The organism is Nocardia brasiliensis ATCC 700358 (assembly GCF_000250675.2).
Classification (GTDB): domain Bacteria; phylum Actinomycetota; class Actinomycetes; order Mycobacteriales; family Mycobacteriaceae; genus Nocardia; species Nocardia brasiliensis_B.
In genome coordinates, this window is record NC_018681.1 from 8,607,868 (window position 1) to 8,627,062 (window position 19,195).

At 68.5% G+C, this 19,195-nt stretch carries 22 protein-coding genes and 1 pseudogene; 12 read left to right on the forward strand and 11 right to left on the reverse strand.

Features of this window, described 5'->3' with window-relative positions; translation table 11 throughout:
* Positions 1 to 3: 3 nt before the first annotated feature.
* From O3I_RS38395 to O3I_RS38405, 3 genes are read right to left on the reverse strand one after another with little or no spacing between them, the layout of a single operon-like run.
* Complete coding sequence (locus O3I_RS38395; protein WP_014988449.1) at positions 4 to 1,209, reverse strand: DUF7373 family lipoprotein; 1,206 nt, start codon at positions 1,207 to 1,209, stop codon at positions 4 to 6.
* A complete protein-coding gene (locus O3I_RS43210; RefSeq protein ID WP_014988450.1) occupies positions 1,209 to 3,152 on the reverse strand; it encodes a serine/threonine-protein kinase in 1,944 nt (647 codons plus the stop codon). Before O3I_RS43210 ends, O3I_RS38395 begins: the two co-directional genes overlap by 1 nt.
* Positions 3,152 to 5,005, reverse strand: coding sequence for a serine/threonine-protein kinase (locus tag O3I_RS38405; protein WP_014988451.1), 1,854 nt, complete (start codon positions 5,003 to 5,005; stop codon positions 3,152 to 3,154). Before O3I_RS38405 ends, O3I_RS43210 begins: the two co-directional genes overlap by 1 nt.
* Positions 5,006 to 5,254: 249 nt before the next feature.
* On the opposite strand from O3I_RS38405, the gene O3I_RS38410 reads away from it, so the two are divergent.
* Positions 5,255 to 6,031: an acyl-[acyl-carrier-protein] thioesterase gene (locus O3I_RS38410; protein WP_014988452.1), complete on the forward strand. Its 777-nt coding sequence runs from the start codon at positions 5,255 to 5,257 to the stop codon at positions 6,029 to 6,031.
* Positions 6,032 to 6,088: 57 nt separating this feature from the next.
* Here O3I_RS38410 and O3I_RS38415 read toward each other — a convergent pair whose 3' ends face one another.
* A complete protein-coding gene (locus tag O3I_RS38415; RefSeq protein ID WP_014988453.1) occupies positions 6,089 to 7,759 on the reverse strand; it encodes an FAD-dependent oxidoreductase in 1,671 nt (556 codons plus the stop codon).
* 158 nt (positions 7,760 to 7,917) lie between these two features.
* On the opposite strand from O3I_RS38415, the gene O3I_RS38420 reads away from it, so the two are divergent.
* Positions 7,918 to 8,409, forward strand: coding sequence for a SixA phosphatase family protein (locus O3I_RS38420; RefSeq protein WP_014988454.1), 492 nt, complete (start codon positions 7,918 to 7,920; stop codon positions 8,407 to 8,409).
* 11 nt (positions 8,410 to 8,420) lie between these two features.
* Here O3I_RS38420 and O3I_RS38425 read toward each other — a convergent pair whose 3' ends face one another.
* Entirely contained in the window at positions 8,421 to 8,624 is a 204-nt protein-coding gene (locus O3I_RS38425) for a hypothetical protein (RefSeq protein WP_014988455.1), read from the reverse strand.
* A gap of 58 nt (positions 8,625 to 8,682) precedes the next feature.
* Here O3I_RS38425 and O3I_RS38430 point away from each other — a divergent pair, with 58 nt between their 5' ends.
* On the forward strand, positions 8,683 to 9,051 hold the full coding sequence (locus tag O3I_RS38430) for a glyoxalase superfamily protein (protein ID WP_014988456.1): 369 nt from the start codon (positions 8,683 to 8,685) through the stop codon (positions 9,049 to 9,051).
* A 16-nt stretch (positions 9,052 to 9,067) separates the two neighbouring features.
* Here the strand turns inward: O3I_RS38430 and O3I_RS38435 are convergent, their stop codons facing one another.
* Entirely contained in the window at positions 9,068 to 9,643 is a 576-nt protein-coding gene (locus O3I_RS38435) for a Uma2 family endonuclease (protein ID WP_014988457.1), read from the reverse strand.
* Positions 9,644 to 9,800: 157 nt separating this feature from the next.
* Between O3I_RS38435 and O3I_RS38440 the strand changes: the two genes are divergently transcribed.
* The 3 genes from O3I_RS38440 to O3I_RS45845 are packed head-to-tail and all read left to right on the forward strand — an operon-like array spanning position 9,801 to position 11,589.
* Positions 9,801 to 10,256, forward strand: coding sequence for a MerR family transcriptional regulator (locus O3I_RS38440; RefSeq protein ID WP_014988458.1), 456 nt, complete (start codon positions 9,801 to 9,803; stop codon positions 10,254 to 10,256).
* Positions 10,253 to 11,269, forward strand: a complete 1,017-nt coding sequence (locus O3I_RS38445; RefSeq protein WP_014988459.1) for an aldo/keto reductase — start codon at positions 10,253 to 10,255, stop codon at positions 11,267 to 11,269. The genes O3I_RS38440 and O3I_RS38445 overlap by 4 nt, the downstream gene beginning before the upstream one ends.
* 29 nt (positions 11,270 to 11,298) lie before the next feature.
* Positions 11,299 to 11,589 (forward strand): putative quinol monooxygenase, encoded by a 291-nt coding sequence (locus O3I_RS45845; RefSeq protein ID WP_014988460.1) that lies wholly within the window; start codon positions 11,299 to 11,301, stop codon positions 11,587 to 11,589.
* Between the two features lie 67 nt (positions 11,590 to 11,656).
* On the opposite strand, the gene O3I_RS45850 is transcribed toward O3I_RS45845, so the two are convergent.
* Complete coding sequence (locus O3I_RS45850) at positions 11,657 to 11,827, reverse strand: hypothetical protein (protein WP_014988461.1); 171 nt, start codon at positions 11,825 to 11,827, stop codon at positions 11,657 to 11,659.
* Positions 11,828 to 11,994: 167 nt separating this feature from the next.
* Between O3I_RS45850 and O3I_RS46975 the strand changes: the two are divergent.
* The 3 genes and pseudogenes from O3I_RS46975 to O3I_RS38460 form a co-directional block, all read left to right on the forward strand.
* Positions 11,995 to 12,462 (forward strand): annotated as a pseudogene (locus tag O3I_RS46975) (carboxymuconolactone decarboxylase family protein); the annotation flags it as partial.
* Between the two features lie 21 nt (positions 12,463 to 12,483).
* Positions 12,484 to 12,795 carry a GNAT family N-acetyltransferase gene (locus O3I_RS46980; protein WP_337587895.1) on the forward strand — a complete coding sequence of 104 codons (312 nt, stop codon included), beginning with the start codon at positions 12,484 to 12,486 and terminating at the stop codon, positions 12,793 to 12,795.
* Between the two features lie 49 nt (positions 12,796 to 12,844).
* The gene (locus O3I_RS38460; RefSeq protein WP_041564872.1) at positions 12,845 to 13,834 is read left to right on the forward strand and encodes a pirin family protein; all 990 of its coding nucleotides are present in this window, start codon (positions 12,845 to 12,847) and stop codon (positions 13,832 to 13,834) included.
* Between the two features lie 19 nt (positions 13,835 to 13,853).
* Here the strand turns inward: O3I_RS38460 and O3I_RS38465 are convergent, their stop codons facing one another.
* Positions 13,854 to 14,225 carry a VOC family protein gene (locus tag O3I_RS38465; protein WP_041564873.1) on the reverse strand — a complete coding sequence of 124 codons (372 nt, stop codon included), beginning with the start codon at positions 14,223 to 14,225 and terminating at the stop codon, positions 13,854 to 13,856.
* An 84-nt stretch (positions 14,226 to 14,309) separates the two neighbouring features.
* On the opposite strand from O3I_RS38465, the gene O3I_RS38470 reads away from it, so the two are divergent.
* A complete protein-coding gene (locus O3I_RS38470; RefSeq protein WP_014988465.1) occupies positions 14,310 to 14,780 on the forward strand; it encodes a MarR family winged helix-turn-helix transcriptional regulator in 471 nt (156 codons plus the stop codon).
* A gap of 100 nt (positions 14,781 to 14,880) precedes the next feature.
* Positions 14,881 to 15,510 carry a hypothetical protein gene (locus O3I_RS38475; RefSeq protein WP_014988466.1) on the forward strand — a complete coding sequence of 210 codons (630 nt, stop codon included), beginning with the start codon at positions 14,881 to 14,883 and terminating at the stop codon, positions 15,508 to 15,510.
* A 16-nt stretch (positions 15,511 to 15,526) separates the two neighbouring features.
* On the opposite strand, the gene O3I_RS38480 is transcribed toward O3I_RS38475, so the two are convergent.
* Positions 15,527 to 16,384 carry a helix-turn-helix transcriptional regulator gene (locus O3I_RS38480; RefSeq protein ID WP_014988467.1) on the reverse strand — a complete coding sequence of 286 codons (858 nt, stop codon included), beginning with the start codon at positions 16,382 to 16,384 and terminating at the stop codon, positions 15,527 to 15,529.
* 100 nt (positions 16,385 to 16,484) lie between these two features.
* Here O3I_RS38480 and O3I_RS38485 point away from each other — a divergent pair, with 100 nt between their 5' ends.
* The gene (locus O3I_RS38485; protein ID WP_014988468.1) at positions 16,485 to 17,495 is read left to right on the forward strand and encodes an aldo/keto reductase; all 1,011 of its coding nucleotides are present in this window, start codon (positions 16,485 to 16,487) and stop codon (positions 17,493 to 17,495) included.
* A gap of 17 nt (positions 17,496 to 17,512) precedes the next feature.
* Here O3I_RS38485 and O3I_RS38490 read toward each other — a convergent pair whose 3' ends face one another.
* Positions 17,513 to 17,983, reverse strand: a complete 471-nt coding sequence (locus O3I_RS38490; RefSeq protein WP_014988469.1) for a PaaI family thioesterase — start codon at positions 17,981 to 17,983, stop codon at positions 17,513 to 17,515.
* Positions 17,984 to 18,098: 115 nt separating this feature from the next.
* Positions 18,099 to 19,160 (reverse strand): glycerophosphodiester phosphodiesterase family protein, encoded by a 1,062-nt coding sequence (locus O3I_RS38495; RefSeq protein WP_041563141.1) that lies wholly within the window; start codon positions 19,158 to 19,160, stop codon positions 18,099 to 18,101.
* Positions 19,161 to 19,195: the final 35 nt, after the last annotated feature.

The window sequence follows — 19,195 nt, forward strand, 5'->3', positions numbered from 1 at the left end:
CGCTCAGCGGGTATTCGCGAACAGCGCGTACTGGGCAGCCGCACGTTGCTGAGTGTCCAAGAGCTGCTGGCCGATGATCAGTGCGGCGTATTCGTGGTAGGCGACAAAGCATCTGAACTGCGCGCTTTTGGTCACGTTGTAGCTTTGCAGGCACAGCGCGTCGGGTACATCTTCCGGCGGATCGAAGGCGCGCCGGTCGGCCGGACTGTCCAATTCCACTGATTCCGTGACGAATTGCTTGGCCGCGGCCGCGTCCCGGGTACGGAAGACGAAAACGCTCGGCGTCATCGCGACGCGATCGACACCGGCCCGCCGCAGCACCGGATAACGGCCGGACTGATCGAGAATGTAATTGAGATATCCGCGCAGGGTCAGCACGACCTCGCCCTGGCCGTCGGGCTGCGGCACCGTCCCGCCGGGGTGCAGCGCGCGCGTCAGGACGCGATCCGGATCCTGTTGCAGGGTGCCGAACTCGGCGGTCGGCGTCGGCGTGAACCGGTCCAGCGCAGGCAGTTCCGCGTCCAGATACTTCTGGGTGATGCCGATCAGCCGGGTCAGATCCGTGGTACGCGCATCGGCCAGCGTGCTGATCACGAACACCCCGTGGGCGGTCGTGCTGCCGAGGGTGGGCACCGCGGGCCGCCAATGCGCACCGGAGTCCGGGTATTTCGGCAGCTGAACGGCGGCGTTCTCCGGACTGAGCGCGAAGTCGACCGCGTTCATCTCCGCCGCGGCGGCTTTCGCCGCGTCCTTGTCCCGGAACCGCAGCACGGTGACGGTGAGCCCTTCGCGTTCGCGACTGCCCTCCGTCGCCCGCGTCAACGGGAGCACCGCGTCGGCCGAACCCGTGGAGAACCCGACGACGAAGCCGTGATTCTGCAGCACCGGCAGGACCGGTTCGGCGAGATAGCTGGTCAGGGTCTCGATACCGGTGTGCACCTGTGCCGAGGCGCCCGCGGAGTACTTGTCATCCACCTCGTGCGGGCTCATCACGGCGTCGGCCAGCCGCACGCCCTCCAGCCGGGCATAGCCGACGGGATCCAGGCCCGGCGCGATCTTCGGCACCGCCGTCGGGTAGCCGCCGACATCGAATTTCCGGGTGTCCGCTTCACCTGGCAGCGCGGTTCCGCGCACGTCGCCGCAGGCACAGAGCGCGAACAGGGCGACACACGCCAGCGCCAGCCCGCGCGAGATCGAGACGGCCCGCATCAGCGCACCACCGGCAGATTGCCCATGATGTTGCGCAGGATGTCCTGCGCGGCAAGACATTTGAACTCCGGATGCGCCGCCATGGCCGGATTCTCCACCTGGACCGTCACCACTTCCGCTGTCCCCTCACGACCGGGCCGGTACACCGCCTGCCGAACACAGGCGGGTGCGCTCAGCTCCTGCTCGTCGATGTTCACGATGTTGCCACCACCGAGGTCGATCACGATCGGTTTGGGCGTCTCCGCGGGCGGCGCGATGCGCTCCAATCGGACCGCCACCGTGTTTCCCCCCGCCCACTTGCAGGAGTGCAACGTATCGGCATCGCCACGCAACTGGCGGCCGATGCTGAGTTTCGCGACGTCGACGTCCACCAGTGCGCACGGATCGAGCCGGGCCAGCGACCGGCGCACGTCCGGCAGTTTCGGTCCGCCGCCAGCAAGGCGCGGCGCGAACCGCGTCAACGCTTCGTCGGCGACCGAGCACAGTTTGTCCGCGGAACCCGCACCCTGCACCCGGGCGACGACGGCGAACTGCGGCTCGGTCGTGGCGGGCAGCAGCGCGCGCCCGCAGGTGCCGTCCGGCGCCGCGGTGTCCCGCAGCACCGGTGCGCCGTCCACCGTTGCGCCGGTTTCCACGAAACCTTCGGTTCGCGCGATATCGAAGTTGAATTGATAGCCGCCGGCCGCTGCACCGCACGCGCCCCACCGGGTGGACAGCGGTTTCTGCGTCCAATCGCCCAGCGCGGGCACCAGCGGCTCTTTCATCGCCGCGCAGAGATCGACCGCGCGCAGCTTGGTCAGGTTGAGCGCACCCAGCGAATTCGCCTGCGGCGCGGTCGATTCCTCGTCACCGCCCCAGGCGATCGCCCCCGCCACGACGGCGACGACCAGCAACACGGCACCGGCCAGCGCGCCGATCCGCAACCGGGCCCGGCGTCGTCGCTCGTCGGTGATCCTGGCCGCGGCGACGAGCTGGCCCAGGCGCGTGTCGAAGTCACCGCCCGGCTGGGCGGGCGGGGCGGCCGCGCCGACGGTGGTGAACTGCGTCGCTTCCGGATCGGACCGCAAGGCTGACAACTCCGCGTCCTGCCGCCGGATCGCGTCGTGCACGGCGGCCGGCCACAGCGCGCCGCCGGTCCGCACGCCGCCGAGGAAGTCCAGGATCTGGCCGGGCGTCGGCCGCGCTTGGGGATCCTTGGCCAGACACGGTTCGACCAGCGCGCGGACCTCGGCGGGCAGGCCGGTCAGGTCGGGATCGACATGCACGATGTTGTACAGCGTGGTCGGCAACGACGATCCCGCGAACGGGCTCACCCCGCCCGCCGCCATGGCGAGCACTGCGCCGAGGGAGAAGATATCGCTGGCGGGCGTCAACGGCATCGATTCGGCCTGCTCCGGCGACATGAACGCGGGCGAACCGATGATCGATCCGGTCCCGGTCAGCTCCGAACGGCCCTCGGCCGCGCGCGCGATGCCGAAATCGATCACGCGCGGTCCGTCCTCGGCCAGAATGACGTTGGCGGGCTTGAGATCCCGATGGATCAGCCCGACACCGTGGATCGCGTGCAAGGCCGAGGCCAGCCCGACGGCCAGGGTCCGGATCTGGTCGGTGTCGAGCGGACCGTACTCCTTCACTGCCTTGTCGAGCGGCACCCCCGGCACGAATACCGAGGCCAGCCAGGGCATTTCGGAATCGACGTCGAAATCCACGACGGCGGCGGTGAACGCGCCCGACACCCGCGTCGACGTCTGCACCTCGCGCCGGAAGCGCGGCAGGAAATCCGCCTCGTCCACCAGGTGCGCATGCACCTGCTTGATCGCGACCAGGCGGCCGTCGGGTCCGACGCCGAGCAGCACCCGGCCCATCGCCCCGGCTCCGAGCTCGCCGAGCAGCCGGTACCGGCCGATCTGCGTCGGGTCTGCGGGCTCCAGGCGCGTCACCATCAGGACCTCCTCACTGCGTCGACAACTCCGGTCAGGACGGCTTCGGTAGTGGCACAGGCGGTATCGGCCGGCGCTCCCGCGGACGGACGCGCCGAGACGACGATCAGGTCACCCCGGCCTCCGACGGTGGACCGCACCAGGTGAACCGTCACGCAGGTGCCGTCCTGATCGATGCGGCGGGCCGAGTCGAAGTCGCCGAGTTTGCCACCATCGACGAACAGTGTGGTGTATTTCGGGTCGGTATCGACGCGCTTCGCCTCGGTGAGCCGCACCGTGAGTTCGGTGGTCGCTCCAGCCCAGGTGCAGGTGTGCACGTCTCCCGGTGTAGCACGGACGCCGGAACCCAGCTGTGCGTCGAGGATGCCGGGCGCCACGGCGGCGCACGGATCCATCCGGACCACGGAGGGATCGGGCAGTTTAGCCTGCGGCGGATCCAGGACGAGCCGGGTGGCAACGGCTTTCAGGACTTCGGTCGCCGACCCGCACGAATCACGTTCGGCCGCACTGATCGTCACCTCGACGCCGACCGTGGCACCGTCGCGCGCGGCGAGCGCGCGGCCACACGAGCCGGTCTCCGTCGTGGTGTCCAGCACGGTCCGGCCCGCGACCTGCTCGGACAGCGGTTTGCCGGACGTCACCGGGGTGCCGACCCGCACGCGCATCCGGGTCTGCCTGCCGTCCAATTCGATGAATCGGGTTTCGCAGACCGCTGATTCGGCCGGCTCGGCCTCGACCGGTTGCCCCAGGCCGCCGACCACGTCGGGACCGAGCAGCGCACAGGTGTCGATGAGCCGCAGCTGCGCGTCGGAAAGGTCCAGGGTGCGATTCGCCAACGGATCAGGCCTGCTCGGCGTGTCCTCGCGGCTGAGCAGTACGCCGGTGACCGTGCCCGCGGCCACCAAGACCAGGACGGCCACGGCCGCAAGCCAGGTGCGGCCACGCCGGGACGGCTCGGCGGCCGGATCCCCACCGGCAGCCACCCAACGGTCGGCTTCGGCGCGGTCCCGGGTGATCTGCTGGCGCACTGCGCCGGGCCAGCCGGATCGGGCGGGCATCGTCGCCACCGAGTCGATCAGCTGACGCGGTGTCGGCCGGTGCAGCGGATTCTTGTCCAGACACGCCTCGACGACCGGGCGCAGCACCGGCGGGATCCGGCTGGTGTCCGGCCGGTCGTGCACCACGTTGTACAGCGTCTGTGGCGCCGACGCGCCGAGGAACGGGCTGTCCCCGGTCGCGGCCATGTACAGCATCGCGCCCACCGAGAAAACGTCACTGGCGGTGCTGAGTTCGTGGCCGGAGGCCTGTTCCGGCGACATGTACGCCGGAGAGCCGACGAGCGTGCCGGTGGTGGTGAGCTGGACATCGGCCTCGAGCGCGCGGGCGATGCCGAAGTCGATCACCCGCGGACCGTCCTCGGCCAGCAGCACATTCGTGGGTTTGAGGTCGCGGTGGATCATGCCCGCGCGATGGATCTCGATGAGCGCGGACCCGAGTCCGGCGGTGAGCAGGCGCAATCCGCCCAGGGGCAACGGCCCGTGCTGGTCGACGGACTCGCGCAACGCCGGGCCGGGCACGAAAACCGAGGCCAGCCAAGGATCCTCGGCCTCGGGGTCGGCGTCCATGACGGCCGCGGTGTAGGCACCGGTGACCCGTTGGGACGCTTGGACTTCCAGGCGGAAACGGGCGCGGAACTCGGCGTTCCTGGCGAGGTGGCGGTGGATCATCTTGACCGCGACCAGGCGTCCGTCGGGGGCGCGCCCGAGCAGTACCCGGCCCATCGCACCCTGACCGATGACGGCGATCAACTGGTGCCGCCCCGCCGTGCGCGGGTCGTGCGGGCCGAGCGGTCTCACCGTGCGTCCTCCCCTGAAATGCTTGCCCCGGGATCGTACCGGCGCCGGTGCGAGGCGTCCCCACGAGCGGAATCCGGCCGCGATCCGTGTCGCCGATCGAGGCGAGCGACCTGGTAGGACCGGTTTTCCAGGGTAACCGCCGCAGTACTGACGCACTCGGCGCGCTGGTGTGACCTACACCCCCGTAAAGTCGTCTCAGAACAGCACCACACGAAGAACGCGGCACCCCGTGCAGCGCGAGGAGCACCAGTGTCACTCGATCAGCCACTCGCCCCGCTTCCCCAGGAGGGCATCGGCTTTGCCTCGGCGTGGCCCATCCGGGCGGGCGATGTGGACCCCTACGACCGGCTGCGGTTCGACGCCATCGCCCGCTATCTGCAGGACATCGCCTGGGAGAACCTGCACAAGACATTTCTGCACCACTCCGATCCGAACTGGATCGTGCGGCGCACGGTGATCGACGTCATCCGGCCGATCCTGTGGCCGGAGCAGGTGCAGCTGCTGCGCTGGTGCTCGGCGATGTCGACCCGCTGGGCGAATATGCGCGTCCGGGTGACCAGCGGCAACGGCGGGCTGATCGAGACCGAGGGCTTCTGGATCAACATCAGCGAACTGACCCAGCGACCCGCCCGGATCAGCGACGAGGGCCTGGCCTATCTGGCGCAGACCACCCAGGAACATCGGCTGCGCTGGCGGCCGTACCTCACCGACACCACCCCGATCGAATCCGACACCGATATGCCGTTTCCGGTGCGCGCGACCGATATCGACCAGTACAACCACGTCAACAACGCCTGTTACTGGCAGGCGGTGGAGCAGTTCCTGGTCGAGTACCCGAAGCTGCTGGCAGGCCCGCACCGCGCGGTGATCGAGTACGTCGCGCCGGTGCTCGCCCGCCAGCACGTCACCGTGCGCAGCCGCTACGAACCCGGCGACCGGACCGGACGGCCGGTGCTGCGGCTGTGGTTCGTGGTCGGCGGCACCACCACCACGGTCGTGCGCATCATGCCGCTGCCGCCGGAATAGCCCGCGCGACAGCGGAAGCCGACCGAGCGCCGCGCACCCGATCGGCCTCCCCGGCGCTCAGCCGCGCGCGGCCTTCAGCAGATCCGCCCGCGTGGTGAACTTGACCCGCGGCCGGCCCGCCGACTTGCCCGCGGCCCGTTCGGCCTGGTCGATCGCCCGCCAGCCTTCCCGGTCCACCAGATCGGCCTGCCGCTCGCGCAGCAGCGCTTTCAGCGCCGCCCGATCCGCTTCGGGCGCACCGAGTTTGCCCGCGGTGAAATCGGCGATGAGATGTTCGACGGTTTCCTCGGCATCGACCCGGTTCGAGCCGATCACCCCGCGTGGACCCCGCTTGATCCAGCCGCTGACGTACACGCCCGGCAGCGGGCTGCCGTCCGCCTCGAGCACCCGGCCATGCTCGTTCGGCACGATGCCGCGGCGCTCGTCGAAAGGCAGGTCCGTGACCGGGGCGCCGCGATAGCCGATCGAGCGCAGCACCAGACCGGTCTCGACGGTCTCGGTACGGTCGGTCGCCCGAGCCATCAATTCACCGCTGTCGGCGAACAATTCGTTGTGCGCGAACTCGATCGATTCGACCTTGCCGGCGCCGTGCAACGCCGTCGGCGAGGCCAGGTAGCGGAAGACGATCCGCTTGTTGCCGTCGTCGCGCGCGCCGCCCGCGTACTCCTCGGCGAGGGTGTACTTGAGCTTCAGCGACGGTTCGATCTCCGGGTCGTCCAGCACCGCCTGGCTCGCGTGATCGAGTTCCAGGTCGGCCGCGTCGACGACGACGTCGATGCCGTTGAGGTGGGCCAGTGCCAGGAACTCCGAGGACGTGTACGCCGCCTGCAGCGGGCCGCGCCGCCCGAGCACCACGACCTCGCGAATATTGCTGCGCCGCAGCGCGTCCAGGGCGTGATCGGCGATATCGGTCTTGGCCAGCTCGTCCGGGGACACCGTGAGCACCCGGGCCACGTCGAGTGCGACGTTGCCGTTGCCGACGATCACCGCCCGCTCGCCGGACAGGTCGAACTGCCGCTCGGCGTAGTCGGGATGGCCGTTGTACCAGGCGACGAACTCGGTGGCCGAGTGGCTGCCCGGCAGGTCCTCGCCGGGCACGTCGAGGCGGCGATCGGTCGAGGCGCCCACCGCGTAGATCACCGCGTGGTGGTGGCGCAGCAGCTCCTCGTGCGTGACGTGCGTGCCGACCTCGACATTGAGGTAGTACTGCAGCGTCTCGCGCCGGAACGCGGACTCGAACAGACCCGAAACCGTCTTGGTGCCCGGATGATCGGGCGCGACGCCGCTGCGGACCAGCCCCCACGGGGTCGGCACCCGGTCGAACATCTCGATCTCGACATCGGCCCGGCGCAGCAGTTCGTCGGCCGCGTAGCAGGCGGCGGGACCGGCGCCGACGATCGCGACCCGCAACGTGCCGAGATCCTTCGGCGGACGCGGCGGCGTGACGATCGGGTCGAAGTTGGATTCGAGCGGATGCCGTTCGAAGTACGCGGCATTGATATCGCGGTATCGGGCCAGCGACGCGGTCAGATCGTCCTCGGAGAAGATGGCCTCCACCGGGCACGCGTCTACACACGCCCCACAGTCGATACAGGTGTCGGGGTCGATGTAGAGCATCTCGGTGGTCGCGAACTCCGGTTGGTCCGGGGTCGGACGGATGCAATCGACTGGGCACTCGGAAACGCAGCTGGCGTCGTTGCAACAACGCTGCGTGATGACGTAGGCCATATTGTCAAGATCCTCGAAGATGTACGTGGGCTGTAGGCCACTCGGTGGGCAGAGGTGGACAAAAACGGCACGTCGCGGAACCGTCGCGATGTGACGCCGCTTTCAGTTTGCCTCGAGTGTGGTCGAGGCCATGCGACCGGAGGCCTTACGGTATCTCCATGGTGCGGACTCTGATCCTCATGCGGCACGGAAAGTCGGCGTATCCCGACGGTGTCGGCGACCACGAACGCCCGCTCGCGCCGCGCGGGCAACGCGAAGCGGGACTGGCCGGCGACTGGTTGCGCCGGACCCAGCCGCCGATCGACGCGGTGCGCTGTTCCACCGCGACCCGGACCAGGCAGACGCTGACGGCCACCGGCATCACCGCGCCGGTCGTCTACGAGGCGGGCATCTACGAGGCCTCGCCGCAGAGCCTCATCGAATTGGTCCAGCTCAGCGACGAGGAGGTCGCGACCCTGCTGGTGATCGGGCATGCGCCCGGAATGCCGTGGACGGCATGGGAGTTGGCGGGCAATCGCGGTTCGGCGCCGGCGATCGAACTCAGCCGGAAGTTCCCCACCTCGGCGCTGGCGGTGCTCGAGTTCGACCGGCCGTGGGCACAGGTCGACCCGGGAGCAGGAGAGCTGGTGCGCTTCCATATCCCGCGCTGAACGGCGCGGGTTCAGCGGAGCAGCTTGCCGCCGACCACCACGACCGCGCCGAGCACGACCAGCAGCACGAAGGCGGCGAATCCGCCGACCAGCCACCACACGAGCGCGACCGCGAGCACCACCGGCGCGACCGCGATCGCGGTGATCACGGGGCTTTCCTTGACCGTCGCCCAGGCCGAGCGGGCCCTGATCCGGTCGATGTCCTTACCTGGCATGTGACCAGGGTAGGCCCGATTCCGGGACTTTGTCGGCGACCAGTGCCATGCTCTGGCAATGGATTGGAAAATCGAGCTCATCGCGATCCCGGTCACCGACGTGGATCGCGCGAAAGACTTCTACACCAGCATCGGCTTCAACGCCGACCATGATCACCGGGTGGACGAGAACGTGCGTTTCGTGCAGCTCACCCCGCCCGGCTCGGGCTGTTCCATCTGCATCGGCGAGGGGGTCACCGACGCGGCCCCCGGCAGCGTCGTCGGCATGCAGATCGTCGTCGCCGATGCCGAGGACGCCTACAAACAACTGACCGCCGCGGGCGTCGCCGCCACCCCGGTCGAAGAACTCGCCTGGGGCAAGTTCACCTATTTCGCCGACCCCGACGGCAACAAATGGGCCATCCAGGAACTCCCGAACTACGGCTGAGCTCCCGAGACGACCTTCAGCCGAGCTGCTTCAGGTCGATGGTCAGCGGGCACGGCGACGACGTGGTGAAGGTGCCGGTCACCTCACCGTCGTCGACGTAGCCGAGTTCCTCGGTGAGCCGGAAGGCGACCAGGCTCAGCGGCTCGCTCAGGTCGATGATCCAGTAGTGCGGGATGCCGGCGTCGGCGTACTCGCTCTTCTTCATGACGAAGTCGGTGCGCCGGGAGCCCGGCGAGACGATCTCGACGACGACTACGACGCCGGATGCACGAAGGACGTCTCGTTCGTCTTTCACACGGACGAGTTCGGATCGGTCGACCACGACCAAGTCCGGCCGCCGGACCGTGGCAGGCCCGTCGGCGGGAACCAATTGGAGGTCGATATCGACATCGGGTACGACCGCCAATTCGGGAGGCAGCTGCGCTCGCACCTGGCTATAGAGCTCGGCACCAGCGATATTGTGCTGCGGTTTCGGCGACGGCGAAATGGCGAGAACCCCCTCTTGCAACTCGTGGCGAACCAGCTCGTCCTCATCGAGTGCCAAATAGTCGGCAATCGTCAGCAGCCGCCACGGTTCCGGAAGTGCCGTCACCCTCGCTCCTCAGCTCGCCCCACCCGGTCGGCTCCAGTGTCCCACGCAAAGTACCGGATCGGCCGGAGGCTGTCGGGAGCTTCGGCAGAATGGGGGTTGCTTGGAGTGCACTCCAGGTGACTAGCGTCGACGGTGTTCAGACGGGAAGGCGAGTGACGTGAGCGAAATCGCGCGGAGCGAACGGGACAGCGACTGGGAAACGCCGCGATATTCGATCGGGGAGGTGTCCGAGCGGTCGGGACTGACCCGGGACACGTTGCGCTGGTACGAGCGGATCGGGCTGATGGACTACATCGGCCGCGATCACACCGGCAAGCGGCGGTTCAGCAACCGCGACCTGGAGTGGCTGACTCTGATCGGGCGGCTGCGCACCACCGGCATGTCGGTGGCGGACATGGTCCGATACGCGGAGCTGGTGCGCGAAGGGGAGTCCACGTTCCCCGAGCGGCTGGCGATGTTCCGGAAAACACGTGCCGAAGTACTCGCCAAGATCGATGAACTCCACCAGACCGTGGCCGTGCTGGACTACAAGATCGACGTGTACGAGGGCAAAGCACAGCCCGTGCGCCCGGCCCCGGTCACCGCGCAGGAGAGCGAAGGGATTCGGGTATGACCGGCAACACGCTGCCCACCACCACGTTGGGCGCCAGTGGGATCGAGGTCGGCGGGCAAGGGCTCGGCTGCATGGGGATCAGCGCCTTCTACGGCAGCACCGACACTGTGGAGGCGCGGGCGATGCTGGACCACGCGCTCGAGCTCGGCGTCACGCTCTTCGACACGGCGGACGTGTACGGCGCGGGACGCAACGAGGAATTCCTCAGCGAGTTCGTCCGGCGCAACCGCGAACGAGTGGTACTGGCAACGAAATTCGCGATCTACACCAAACCCGACGACCCGGCCTTCCGCTGTATCGACAACTCCCCCGCCTATATCCGGCGCGCGGTGGAGGCCAGCCTGCGCCGGCTCGGCATCGACACCATCGACCTCTACTACATGCATCGCCGCGATCCCGCCGTACCGATCGAGGAGACCGTCGGCGTGCTGGCCGAACTGGTCGCACAAGGCAAGGTCCGGGCGCTGGGCCTGTCCGAGGTGACCGGGCCGGAACTGCGCGCGGCGCACGCCGTGCACCCGATCGCGGCGATCCAGTCCGAATGGTCGGTGTTCTCCCGCGATGTCGAGCGGACGGCGGTGCCCGCCGCGGCGGAGCTGGGCGTCACCTTCGTCCCGTATTCGCCGCTGGGCCGCGGCTTCCTGGCCGGATCGTTCTCCTCCGCACAGGAATTGGCCGACGAGAAAGACTTCCGGCACAGCATGCCCCGATTCAACGGGGACAACGCGGCGCACAACCTCGAGCTGCTGGCCCCGCTGCGCCGGATCGCCGAGGCGCGCGGGGTGACGCTGGCGCAGGTCGCGCTGGCGTGGGTGCACAGCAGGGCGGTGGTGCACGGCGTGCCGGTGGTCCCGATCCCGGGAACCCGCAAGCGGACTCGGCTGGCGGAGAACGTGGCCGCCGCTACCCTGGCTTTGCGTGCGGACGAATTGGCCACGCTGGACCCGATCGCCGACCGGGTAGCCGGAAATCGTTACGCGGACATGTCTTTCAGTTCCGCGGGCCGGGAATAGCACCAACCACAACAGATCAGGAGTACGACGTGTCCACCCTGACACTCAATGTCCGCTTCACCGCCAAGCCGGGCCGGGAGGCCGACCTGCGCGCGGTGCTGGAGAACCTGGTCGGGCCGACCGTCGCCGAGCCGGGCTGCGTGCGCTACGAGCTGTACCTGCATCCCACCGACCCGGCCAAGGCCGTGCTGCTGGAGGAGTGGGTCGACGCCGACGCGTTGGCGGCGCATTTCGAGACCCCGCACCTGAAGCAGGGCGCGGCCGCGCTGGACGACATCCTGGTCGAACCGTTCCAGTTGCGGCGGTTCACCGAAATCTAGGCCCACGCCGAACCGGCGGCCCGGCGGTACCGATCTCGGTGTCGCCGGGCCGTTCTCGTCTTCGGGCTCAGTGGAAGTGGCGCCCGCCGAGCGACGCGCTGATCACCGCGGGCGGCGTCCAGCCCGCGAGGAGGTTCGCCCGCTCCTGCGGGGTGAGATCCTGCCGTGCCCAGATGCGGTGCGCGCTACGGCGGCAGGCGGCGACCAGCGTGGGTGCGGTGCGGTTGCGGAACCTCATGACGTTTCTCCTTCGACGAACTTCCCATTCTTGTGCCGGGCACCGACCCGCGGGAGGTCCGCGCGACGATCTCTACGAGTTCTGTACAGCGCCGTAAATAGGTGCGGACCCTGGTCCGCTTGAGCGTCACCCCACGGCACGCCCAGCCCCGAAGGGGGCTAGCATCCATGAAGGTGAAGCCCGATGAACCGCATGACCGCGTCTGGATCGACAAGCAGACGCCCGGTGTGTATCGCACACTCGTGAAGGTCGCCAACGAAGTGCGCGCCGCGGCCACCGCCGTCGGTCTGGACCGCAAGCTCGTCGAGCTGATCAACATGCGCGTCTCCCAGCTCAACGGCTGTGCCGTATGCCTGGACGTGCATCAGCGTGCCGCGCTCGCCGCGGGGAATACCGCACAGGAACTCGCGGTTCTGCCCGCGTGGGACCGCACGGATCTGTATTCACCGCTCGAACGGGCCGTCCTCCGGCTGGCCGAGGTCACCACGACGCTGCCGGACGAGGACACCGTGGACCGGGCGTACGCCACGGCCCGCGAGGTCCTGACCGACGACCAGCTGTCCGTCGTCATCTGGACGGCCACCACGATCGGCGCGTTCAATCGCGTGTCGATCCTCAGCAAGCACCCGGTACGCGCATCGAAGGAGAAGTCGACCATGACCACCGCCACTCCCGAAGCCAAGGTTGTCCGCAACGACGAGAAGCACCGCTACGAGGTGACCTACGGCGGCGAGCTCGCCGGGTTCGCCGAGTACGAGGAGCGCGGCGACGAAACGGTGTTCACCCACACCGAGATCGACGGCGCGTTCTCCGGTAAGGGGCTCGGCAGCGTCCTGGCGAAGCACGCCATCGAGGACACCGTCGAGCGGAAGCGGACGATCCGGCCGCTGTGCCCGTTCATCAAGGCCTACCTGGACAAGCACCCGCAGTACGACGCGCATGTCGTCGGCAAAGGGATCACCCAGTGAGTAAGTGGCACGCACGAACGGCGGAGCCGAGCGCCGGCGAGGCGCGGCCGTGAGCGACCTGGAAGCCCATCCCGAGGAGGCGCTGTGCGAACCGGAGCCCGGCCCGGGCCCGGTCGCGGAACTCTATCCGGCTCGCGAGGTGCCGCTCGGCGGCGTGCGTGGCGTGTTCGTGGAACGCGTACTGCCGCAACGGGATCTGCCGACCGTGGGCGCGTGGTGTTTTCTCGATCATTTCGGCTCGCCCACGGTCACCACGACGGGCGCCTCCCCGGATATCGATCCGCACCCGCACATCGGCCTGCAAACGGTGACCTGGCCGTTCGACGGTCGGATCCGGCACCGCGACTCGGTGGGTTCCGATGTCGAGATCGAACCGGGGCAGCTGAATCTGATGACCTCGGGGCGCGGCATCGCGCACTCCGAGTACGGTGTCGCGGGCGCGCACACCGGGCACGGCCTCCAGTTGTGGATCGCCCTGCCCGGCAACCGAACCGGCATCGCCCCGCATTTCGAGCAGCATCGCGCGCTGCCGATCTATCGGGCGGACGGCATCGCGGCGGTGGTGCTGATCGGCGCGCTGGCCGGGCTCACTTCACCGGCGACCGCGTACACGCCGATCGTCGGCGCGGATGTCCGGCTGGCCGCGGGCGCCGAGGTCACCCTCCCCGTCGAGCCCACCTTCGAGCACGCGGTGCTGGTGATCGAAGGCGAGGTGACGATCGACGGCACCCCGTTGACGGCGGGACCACTGCTGTATCTCGGCACCGAACGGACCGAACTGACGCTGTCCAGCACGACGGGCGCCCATTTCGCGCTGATCGGCGGCGAACCGTTCGGCGAGGAACTGGTGATGTGGTGGAACTTCGTCGCGCGCAGTCATGACGAGATCGTCGCCGCCCGAAACGATTGGGAGAACCACGATCTCGCGCGGTTCGCCGATATCGCCGGCCACCCACCGGACCAGCGCATTCCGGCACCGCCGCTGCCCGCGCTGCATTTGAGGCCACGCAAGCGCCGGATCGGGCCGGCCCGCGACTGATTCCGGCGCGGGCACCGGGTCACGGTGCGGCGGTGAAGAATTCGTAGCTGTGGCCGTCCGGGGCGCGCACGTAGACGCCCCGGCCGCCTGCGAGCTGGTTGATCGCTCGATCCCAGCCGTGCTCGACGCCGGATCCGAAGTCGACCTCGGGCTGCCGCGCGAGCCGCCGCAGCAGCGCGTCGAAGGTGTCGGCGTCGACCAGGAAACCGTAGTGGCCGGGCACGACGGTGACGCGGTCGTCGAAATCGAGAGTGAGGTCGTCATTGACCCGCACCGGCGCGAAAGGGCCGATCTGCCCGCCCACCGCCAGACCGAGGAGATCGGCGAAAAACGTTGCGGCGGCATGCCGGTCGGCCGCGGGAACGATCGTGTGATTCAGGACTATGGTCACGGCTACCTCCGAGAAGTATGCGATACGCATACGAATGTACATGCGATACGCATACGATTGCTAGCTACGAGCTAGGCTGGGGACATGAGCAGGAGGGCGATCGAACGCACCGGAAGCACCACCGACGGCGGGCCCGCACTGTTCCGGCTGGTGCGATTCTGGTCCCGGCGCTGGATCAACCGGACCTCGGCGGACCTGCCCGACGAATTGCGCAGCGCCCAGCATGTACAAGTGGTCGAAGCGGTCGCGGCGACCGTCGAACAGGGCGGCGAGGCCACCATCGGCACCGTGGCACATCAACTCGGCCTTGACCATTCGGGCGCGAGCCGGATGGTGCGCGATGCCACCGCGGCGGGCTACCTCTCCCGCACCGCCGCCGCGCACGACCGCCGCAAAACCTCCCTCGCGCTGACCGGCGACGGCGAGCAGTTGCTGACCGAAGCCCATACCTGGCAACGCCAGGTCTTCGCCGACCTCACCGCGGACTGGGACGACGCCGACCGCAAGCGATTCGCCGGCTATCTGCGCAGGCTCAGCGAGCAGTTGCCGCGCTGAACCGAGTTGCGTTGCGCTCGTGGCTCTTCAGCTCCGGGACCGCAGCGGGTATCGTGCCCGATCGAACACCGCGCAGGGGGCAGCGCCAGGAAAGAGCACGATGAGCATCTCCAAAATCGCCGCGACGACACTGTCGGCCATGGTGGCCGCCGTCATCACCGCGGGCACCGTCCACGCCAGTCCCGCCGACACACTCGACGGACCGCTCGATGTGCGCGGCACCTTCCATGACATCGCCTACCAGGTCGCGGCTTCCGCGGACCGGCGGGCCGCGGTCACGACCATCGCGGACGGCCGTTTCGACGTGATCCGCGACGGACGGGTGGTCACACTCAGCGATCGCGACGGCACTATCGTTGCCGCACTGCCGATGGCGCTGCGCGTCGGCGACCGGCGGGTCGAACTGCGGCCGGTGGTCGAAGACGCCGGACACCGCCTCGTGATCGACCCGGTCGGCCTGTCGGACGTGCCGCTGCGCGATGTCAGCGCCCAGGAACGGTTCTTCGCCGAGGTCGAGAAGAACATGCCGATCGTGTTGGCGGGTGCGGGAATCGGCGCCGCGGTCGGCTTCGTACTCGGCTTCCCGCTCGGCCTCTTCGTGCTCGACTTCATCACGGTGCCGATCACGACGGTGCTCGGCGCCGCGATCGGCGCGGCGGCGGGCCTGGCCATGGCAGGCGGCCAGCCCGCGATCGACGCGGCCATGGATTACGTCTCCGGCGCACCCTGAACCACCGCGAGCGCCGTCAGAGCGCGGTATCCGGAAGCTCGGAAAGTTGCTGGGTGCCGATGACCCGCAGCAGGTCCAGTTTGTCGGCGGCGTCGGTACCGGGACGCGGCAGGTAGACCAGGAGCCGTTGCGCGGCATTGGGCGTGAGCAGTGTTTCGCAGACCGTTTCGATCAGACCCACCTGCGGATGCAGGATGCGCTTGGTATCCGAAAGACGGACCGCGACTTCGTGTTCGTCCCACAACCGATCGAATTGTGTACTCGCCGAGCGTAAGACGGCGATGAACTCGGCGACATCGGCGTCGCCCGCTCGGCGGGCGGCGGTCGCGCGCAGATCGGCGACATGCTTGCGACTCAATCGATCCCAGTCCTGCTCCGGGAACACAGCGCGCGAGTCCGGATCGGTGAACCAGCGGTAGGCGTAGTACCGATCCCACCCCTTGCGCGTGCCGTGATCGCCGACCAGCAGGGTGTGCATCCGGTTCTGCACCAGCACCTCACCGAGATCGGTCACCACTGTCGCGGCCGTGTCGTCCAGTTTCGCCAGCAGATGCATCAGCCCGGGACCGACATGCCTGTCGTTCTGCTCGCGCGACGGCGCGGCGTGACCGCACAGGTGGTAGAGGTGGTCGCGTTCGTCGCTGCTGAAGCGCAGAGCGCGCGCCAGCGCCGCCAGCACCTGCGTGGACGGCCGCGGCCCCCGCGCTTGCTCCAACCGGGTGTAGTAGTCCGTGGACATGCCGGCCAGCAGTGCTACCTCGTCCCGGCGCAGGCCGGGTGTGCGCCGCCGGACACCGGGTGGCAAACCCACCTCCGCGGGCGTCAGCTGCTCACGGCGGCGGCGCAGGAAGTCGGCGAGCTCGGTGCGGTCCATGCCACCACTGTCCCCCGAAACAGCCCGCCCAACCAGGGATCGGCAATCCCCCGATCGCCCGTCTCTGTTGCGCGACGAGCGACAGGTCCAGGCTGGTGCTATGACGACATCGACGATTCCCACAGTTCAGCTCGGTAAGGCCGGTCCCACCGTCAGCCGGATCGGGCTCGGCGCGATGGGCATGTCCGGTATGTACGGCGCCGCCGACGACGCCGAGTCCACCGCCACCATCCACGCCGCGCTCGATGCGGGGGCGAACCTGATCGACACCGGCGACTTCTACGGCGCGGGCCACAACGAGCTACTGATCGGCAAGGCCATCGCGGCGCGGCCGCGCGAGGACATCGTGCTCAGCGTGAAGTTCGGCGGGCTGCGCGGACCGGGCGGCACCTGGGGCGGGGTGGACACCCGGCCCGCAGCCCTGCGCAACTTCCTGACCTACAGTCTGCAGCGACTCGGCGTCGACTACGTCGACATCTATCGTCCCGCGCGCCTGGATCCGAACGTGCCGATCGAGGACACGGTCGGCGCGATCGGCGAACTCATCGAGGCCGGATATGTCCGGCAGGTGGGACTGTCCGAGGTCGGCGCGGACACCATCCGCCGGGCCGCCGCCGTACACCCGATCGCCGACCTGCAAATCGAGTACTCACTGATCTCGCGGGGCATCGAAGCCGAGATCCTGCCGGTCTGCCGGGAACTGGGCATCGGCGTGACCGCCTACGGTGTGCTGTCGCGCGGGCTGCTGAGCAACTCGGTACAGGCCGGAACCACCTTCGCAGCCAACGATTTCCGAGCGCACAGCCCGCGGTTCCAGGGCGAAAACCTGGACCGGAACCTGGAACTGGTGGCCGCGCTCGCCGAGATCGCCGCGGCCAAGGGGGTTTCGGTGGCTCAGCTGGCCATCGCCTGGGTGCTGACCCGCGGCGCGGACATCGTGCCGATCATCGGCGCCCGGCGTCGCGAACGCTGGACCGAGGCCGGCGGCGCGCTCGAGATCTCGCTCACCGCGGACGAACTGGCCACCATCGAGGCCGCCGTGCCCGTCGATCGAATCGCGGGCACACGTTACGCGTCGGAACAGATGGCCATGCTGGACAGTGAGCGGTAAGTGAGCCCCGCCGCGGACTACTGGCGGCGCGGCCGGATCACCGCGGTGAATGCCGCTGTGGCGACGGACTTTCCGGAGGTGTCGGTGATGTTCACCGGCACCTCCAGCTCGATCGCCACCTTGGCGGCGATATCCGCGCGCACCCGCTGCAAGGTGTCGCCGGAGACTTCGGAGGTGGCAAGAAACGGTCCCGCGTCGCCCTTGGCGCGGGCCCGGTATTCGATCCGCCCGTCCCTGGCCACGATGAAGGTCTCGCCCATCAGGTCGACGATCCCGGACACCGACGCACCCATCGCCGCGGTCTCGGCCAGCCCGAACAGCACCGCGGCGTGCAAGTCGCCGTTGTGGTTCAGATGTTCCGCGCGCGGCGCCATGCGCACCACGTTGCGACCGGCATCGAACTCGACGCCTTCGATCCCGGTGAACTGGATGAACCCCAGCTTCTGGAATCCCGCCATCACCAACTCCCCCATGGCCGCGCCGTCCATCGCATCTCCCGCCGAACTCCAGAACTGAAACGTGTTCTATTTACATACTCCGGCGAGGTGTGCGTTGTCTACGGTGTAGCGGGATTGTCTACGACGTAGTTTCGCCGCATGTCTGTCAGCGGCGGTGTGGCGTCGGCAGTTCGCAACCGCGTTCGGCGAGGACGGTGCGCAACAGGTCTGGGCGGTTGGTGATCAGGCCGTCGATGCCGAGATCGAGCAGGGCCGTCATGGTCGCCCGGTCGTCGACCGTCCACGGAATGACCCGCATGCCGTGCCGGTGCGCGGCGTCGACCAGGTCGGCGGTGGTGAACGGCCGGTAGGCCGGATCTTCGATGCTGCCACTCTGCGGGTCGCCGTGCACCGGGGACACGGCATCGGCGCCGAAAGATGCTGCGGCGGCTACGTATTGCTGCTGGAGCGAGCCGGGGAAGTCGTCGATATCCAGGCCGCCCAGCCACGGTGAGGCGCCCGGCTGACCCGCCTGCAGGAACTGCTGACCGTTCGTCAGGGCGACGAGCGGTAGCTCGGGGGCCACCTCGCGCATGCGCATCAGCGCACCCCAGTCGAAACTCTGGATGGTGACCTGACTTTCGATGTGCGCGCGATGCACCTCGGCCGCGACGACTTGCACGAACTGCTCACGCGGAGCGGTCTGCTCCGGCGCGCCCGCCTCCACCTTCGTCTCGATGTTCAATCGCACATTGTCGGCGTGATAGCTGCGCACCAGGTCGAAAACCTCGGAAAGCAAAGGCATGCGCGCGCCCGGCGCGGTGCGCTGCTCCGGGAAGACGGCCAAACGCTGTGTGCCGCAGTCGATCGTCCGCACCTGCGCCAAGGTCAGGTCACGGATGTATCTGGTGCCGGGCACATACGGGAACTGCGGGTCACCGAGAAAGGCGGGGAAAGTGTCGACGCATTTGTCCGGGTTGGGATCTCGATCGTGGGTCACCACCGGGTAGCCGTCCGCGGTGATCTGCACATCCAGTTCCAGGGTGCTCACGCCGAGTTCCAGCGCGTTCGCGAAAGCGGGCAGCGTGTTCTCCACGACCAAGGCCGCACCACCCCGGTGCGCTTGCAGATCGAACTGGCGACCGGGGCCGTCGGCGGTGGCCGGGCCTGCCGCCGCCACGCCGGCGAACAGGGCCAGCACCACCGGAACCGCACACACATGCCGCATTCGTCCATCATGGCCGTCCCCGACCACACCGCGGT

Bases quoted from the DNA above. Each gene is read 5' to 3' on its own strand.
- O3I_RS38395 (WP_014988449.1), bottom strand. From the start codon at position 1,209: ATGCGGGCCGTCTCGATCTCGCGCGGGCTGGCGCTGGCGTGTGTCGCC.
- O3I_RS43210 (WP_014988450.1), bottom strand. From the start codon at position 3,152: ATGGTGACGCGCCTGGAGCCCGCAGACCCGACGCAGATCGGCCGGTAC.
- O3I_RS38415 (WP_014988453.1), bottom strand. From the start codon at position 7,759: ATGGCCTACGTCATCACGCAGCGTTGTTGCAACGACGCCAGCTGCGTT.
- O3I_RS38420 (WP_014988454.1), top strand. From the start codon at position 7,918: ATGGTGCGGACTCTGATCCTCATGCGGCACGGAAAGTCGGCGTATCCC.
- O3I_RS38425 (WP_014988455.1), bottom strand. From the start codon at position 8,624: ATGCCAGGTAAGGACATCGACCGGATCAGGGCCCGCTCGGCCTGGGCG.
- O3I_RS38430 (WP_014988456.1), top strand. From the start codon at position 8,683: ATGGATTGGAAAATCGAGCTCATCGCGATCCCGGTCACCGACGTGGAT.
- O3I_RS38445 (WP_014988459.1), top strand. From the start codon at position 10,253: ATGACCGGCAACACGCTGCCCACCACCACGTTGGGCGCCAGTGGGATC.
- O3I_RS45850 (WP_014988461.1), bottom strand. From the start codon at position 11,827: ATGAGGTTCCGCAACCGCACCGCACCCACGCTGGTCGCCGCCTGCCGC.
- O3I_RS46980 (WP_337587895.1), top strand. From the start codon at position 12,484: ATGACCACCGCCACTCCCGAAGCCAAGGTTGTCCGCAACGACGAGAAG.
- O3I_RS38470 (WP_014988465.1), top strand. From the start codon at position 14,310: ATGAGCAGGAGGGCGATCGAACGCACCGGAAGCACCACCGACGGCGGG.
- O3I_RS38475 (WP_014988466.1), top strand. From the start codon at position 14,881: ATGAGCATCTCCAAAATCGCCGCGACGACACTGTCGGCCATGGTGGCC.
- O3I_RS38480 (WP_014988467.1), bottom strand. From the start codon at position 16,384: ATGGACCGCACCGAGCTCGCCGACTTCCTGCGCCGCCGCCGTGAGCAG.
- O3I_RS38485 (WP_014988468.1), top strand. From the start codon at position 16,485: ATGACGACATCGACGATTCCCACAGTTCAGCTCGGTAAGGCCGGTCCC.
- O3I_RS38490 (WP_014988469.1), bottom strand. From the start codon at position 17,983: ATGGACGGCGCGGCCATGGGGGAGTTGGTGATGGCGGGATTCCAGAAG.
- O3I_RS38495 (WP_041563141.1), bottom strand. From the start codon at position 19,160: ATGCGGCATGTGTGTGCGGTTCCGGTGGTGCTGGCCCTGTTCGCCGGC.